Origin of the sequence: Thermus sp. NMX2.A1 (assembly GCF_000511705.1) — a bacterium.
Classification (GTDB): domain Bacteria; phylum Deinococcota; class Deinococci; order Deinococcales; family Thermaceae; genus Thermus; species Thermus scotoductus.
Window position 1 is genome coordinate 1 of the sequence record NZ_ATNI01000013.1, and the last position, 1,818, is coordinate 1,818.

The window sequence follows — 1,818 nt, forward strand, 5'->3', positions numbered from 1 at the left end:
TTTCCTCCAGGTGGGGTTCGTAGAAAGGAGGCTTGCCCCGGTTTAAGGCCGCCACCTTTTCCTCGTCCACATCCACCCCCACCACCCGGTTCCCCAGATAAGCCAGGCTTGCTGCCGTGACCAGGCCGACATATCCGCTTCCAAGGACAGTTACCCTCACAGGCTTCACTGTACTTCCTCACCCTTAACGGAGCTTGAACGAAGCCTGGTCCACTTTCCGTCCGAGTGGGCCTTCCTTGCAATTTGATGCGATAAACTGAAAGGTAAGACGGGCCACCACGCCTAGAAAAAGCCATAAGGATCCAAAGGCTACACCCCTAATCTCGTACACCTCTAGCCTCTTCATTGTATGTGGGCTCCAAGGTAACGCCACTCAACCGTCAACCGTCGGCTCTCCCAGCTTTTCCAGTTCCCTAAGAAGAGCCTTCAAGTCCTGTATCCGCTCTTTGTGGGCAATTAGGGTAACCCGTCCTTCCCTGACGATAAGAAGGTTTTCCAAACCTAACGTAACAACAAGCTCGTCACCGCTGGCATAAACGATCACCCCCTTGGTGTCCATACCCACATGCCGGGCCAAAGCCAGGTTCTGGCCCTCCCCCTTCAAATGCCGCTCCAGGGCCAACCAATCCCCAAGGTCATCCCAGGGGAAAGAAGCCGGAATCATGTATACGCGCTGGCTTTTCTCCATCAACGCATGATCCACGCTGGCCTTCGGCACCTCCCCCTTCAGGATATCCGGAGCATGGCGCGCAAACTCCTCTATCCACACCTCTTTCCCCCCAAAGAAGATACCTGCGTTCCAGTAATGGCGACCTGAGCGATAAAGTTGCATGGCCTTTTCTCTCGGTGGCTTTTCCACAAAGCGCCGCACCCGGAACACTCGCTGACGGACCTCCTCGCCTTGTTCCAGGTAGCCGTAGCCAGTAGCCGGATACGAGGGCAGAACTCCTAAAGCCACTAGGCCTTCTCTTTCCTCGGCCACCTCCAGGGCTAAGTTCACATCTTCCCTAAAAGCCTCCTCGTTGCCCACAAAGTGATCGGCAGGAAAGAAAGCAACGATTCCCTCGCCCAAATGCTGAAGGGCAAATAAAACAGCGTAGGCAGTATCCCTGGGTTCCGGCTCAACCAGTACATTTTCTGGGGGTAGCTCCGGAAGCTCAGTCCGTACCAAGGCCACCAAGGGTGGAGGAACCACCACGAATATGCGCTCCGGAGTAAAGATAGACCGAAGCCGCGCAAAAGTCGCCTCTAGAAGAGTCTGATTGCCAAAAAGGCGCAGAAATGGCTTGGGTCGTTCCGGCCTAGAAAGGGGCCAGAACCTCTCTCCACGCCCTCCTGCGAGAATAACCGCATACCTCCTCATACTCCCTCCACAAAGGCTCGGCTCTCCCGCAACAAAGCGCGCACCAGATCGGGGCTACGGGCCTCCACGTAGATCCTAACCACCGGCTCCGTACCCGAGGCCCGGAAAAGAACCCACCCGTCGGAATAGAGCCACTTTACCCCATCCAAGGTATCCACGCCAACAGGGACAAGGCCCGCCAGGGGCCTGGGCTCTAGAAGGCGAGAAAGGTCTAGAGGCCTTTCTAACGGAAGATCTAGGCGGTCATATGCGTGCGTGAATCCCACAAGCTTTTCCACTTCCTTAAACTGCTCAGCTGGACCACTGGCCGTGGCCCCTATACTCTCCAGAAGCAGCAGCGAAGCCAGAATGCCATCTCGTTCTGGGAGGTGCTCAGGAAAGCCTATACCCCCCGACTCCTCTCCTCCCAACGAAACATCTCCCTTGAGAAACTCCCCCTTAATCCACTTAAATCC

The 1,818-nt window shown here is 55.8% G+C and carries 1 protein-coding gene and 2 pseudogenes; all 3 read right to left on the reverse strand.

What is annotated here, in order from left to right:
* A pseudogene (locus TNMX_RS12470) lies at window positions 1-169 on the reverse strand (UDP-glucose 6-dehydrogenase); the annotation flags it as partial.
* A gap of 204 nt (window positions 170-373) precedes the next feature.
* On the reverse strand, window positions 374-1,363 hold the full coding sequence (locus TNMX_RS00535) for a mannose-1-phosphate guanylyltransferase (protein ID WP_026329148.1): 990 nt from the start codon (window positions 1,361-1,363) through the stop codon (window positions 374-376).
* Window positions 1,360-1,818 (reverse strand): annotated as a pseudogene (locus TNMX_RS12475) (phosphoglucomutase/phosphomannomutase family protein); the annotation flags it as partial. The pseudogene TNMX_RS12475 and the gene TNMX_RS00535, both read right to left, overlap by 4 nt.

Coding starts and splice junctions, on each gene's coding strand:
- TNMX_RS00535 (WP_026329148.1), bottom strand. CDS start 1,363: ATGAGGAGGTATGCGGTTATTCTCGCAGGAGGGCGTGGAGAGAGGTTC.